The organism is Allosphingosinicella sp. (genome assembly GCF_036387215.1).
Taxonomy (GTDB): Bacteria; Pseudomonadota; Alphaproteobacteria; order Sphingomonadales; family Sphingomonadaceae; genus Allosphingosinicella.
Map to the genome: position 1 here is coordinate 1 of NZ_DASVUE010000225.1, position 1,699 is coordinate 1,699.

Here is a 1,699-nt window from a genome sequence, read left to right on the forward strand (position 1 = left end):
AGCGCCAGCGGTTCAGAGACTGTTCCGTTCGTGTCGAGCGAAGTCGAGACACCCTGCCGAGCAAAGCCGAGGCCTGTCCCGCGGCTCGTCTCGCCTTCGCTCGACTGGGCCCCTCGACTGCGCTCGGGGCGAACGGATAGAATTTGCTCCACCTAGCCGATCAGCGCGGCCACCAGCTTGCGAAAGGCGTCGGCGCGGTGGCTCATCTCGTGCTTGGCCGCCGGGTCCATCTCGCCGAACGTCTGTTCGTAGCCGATCGGCTGGAACATCGGATCGTAGCCGAAGCCCCTGTCGCCGCGGGGCGGCCAGACGAGGAGGCCGTCGACGCGTCCCTCGAACACCTCGCACTGCCCGTCCTCCGGCCAGCAGACGGCGAGCGCGCAGACGAAATGGGCATTGCGGCCCGCTTCGGGCGGCTCGGCGAGGATGGCGTCGTGCACGCGCTGCATCGCGTAGCCGAAATCGCGCTCCACCTTCGCTTCGCCCGGCTCGGCATCGGGCGGTACTTCCACCGACCGTTCCGCCCAGCGCGCCGAATGGATGCCGGGACGTCCGCCCAGTGCGTCGACGCAAAGGCCGCTGTCGTCGGCGATGGCGACAAGTCCGCTAAGGTCCGCCGCCATCCGCGCCTTCAGCTGGGCGTTGTCGATGAAGGTGGTGCCGGTCTCCTCAGGCTCCGGAAGATCGAGATCGACCGCGGAGACAGGCTCGATACCGTAGGGCCCGAGAAGATCGGCGATCTCCGGGATCTTGCCGCGATTGTGGCTGGCGATCACGATCCGCCCGGGCCCCAGCCGCCGCATCATCGGCCGGTCGCCCTGTCCTGGGCGGCGAAAATCTCGCCGCAGCCGATGCGGGCGAGGCGGAGGAGGCGGAGGAGGCCTTCCTCGTCATAGGTCTCGCCCTCGGCGGTTACCTGCGCCTCGACGATGTTGCCGTCGCCGGTGAGGACGAAATTGCCGTCCGCGCCCGCCGCCGAATCTTCGGCATAATCGAGATCGAGCACGGCTGCGCCGTTGTGGATCCCGCAGCTCACCGCCGCCACCTTCTGGCGGATCGGATCCTGCTCGATGATCTTGGCGTCGAGCAGCTTGTCGACGGCGATCCGGAGCGCGACCCAGGCGCCGGAGATCGCCGCCGTGCGGGTCCCGCCGTCGGCCTGGATGACGTCGCAATCGAGCGTCAGCTGGCGCTCGCCGAGCTTTTCGAGATCGACGACGGCGCGGAGGCTTCGGCCGATCAGCCGCTGGATCTCCTGCGTGCGGCCCGATTGCTTTCCCTTGGCCGCCTCGCGGGCGCCGCGCGTGTGGGTGGCGCGGGGGAGCATTCCGTATTCGGCAGTGACCCAGCCCTTGCCCTTGTTGCGGAGCCAGGGCGGGACTGAGCCCTCGACGGTGGCGGTGCAGAGAACCCGCGTGTCCCCGAAGCCGACGAGGCAGCTTCCCTCGGCATGGCGGGTGAAGCCCGGCTCCATGATGATCGCCCGCATCTGATCGGGAGCGCGGCCGGATGGGCGCATGACGTTCCTTTCCTCTGGTTGCCGGGCACTTAGCGGGGCGGGAAGGGTGGTGCCACCCCCAAGCGTCATGCGGCCGTCAAGTTCGGGGTGACGGGAGGTGCGGCATTTCCTACATCGTCTCCATGTCCACCACACCAGTCACCGAGCTTAGCGACCGCGCGCGCGACGTGTTCCGGCTGG

At 68.5% G+C, this 1,699-nt stretch carries 2 protein-coding genes; both read right to left on the minus strand.

Annotated elements, in window-relative coordinates:
• Positions 1–152: 152 nt before the first annotated feature.
• A complete protein-coding gene (gene rdgB / locus VF662_RS08775) occupies positions 153–806 on the minus strand; it encodes an RdgB/HAM1 family non-canonical purine NTP pyrophosphatase (protein ID WP_464139967.1) in 654 nt (217 codons plus the stop codon).
• Positions 803–1,519 (minus strand): ribonuclease PH, encoded by a 717-nt coding sequence (rph, locus tag VF662_RS08780; protein WP_464139969.1) that lies wholly within the window; start codon positions 1,517–1,519, stop codon positions 803–805. The genes rdgB and rph overlap by 4 nt, the downstream gene beginning before the upstream one ends.
• Between the last annotated feature and the right edge of the window lie 180 nt (positions 1,520–1,699).

What these genes read in the sequence shown, in the direction of transcription:
- rdgB (WP_464139967.1), bottom strand. Translation starts at nt 806, where the DNA reads ATGATGCGGCGGCTGGGGCCCGGGCGGATCGTGATCGCCAGCCACAAT.
- rph (WP_464139969.1), bottom strand. Translation starts at nt 1,519, where the DNA reads ATGCGCCCATCCGGCCGCGCTCCCGATCAGATGCGGGCGATCATCATG.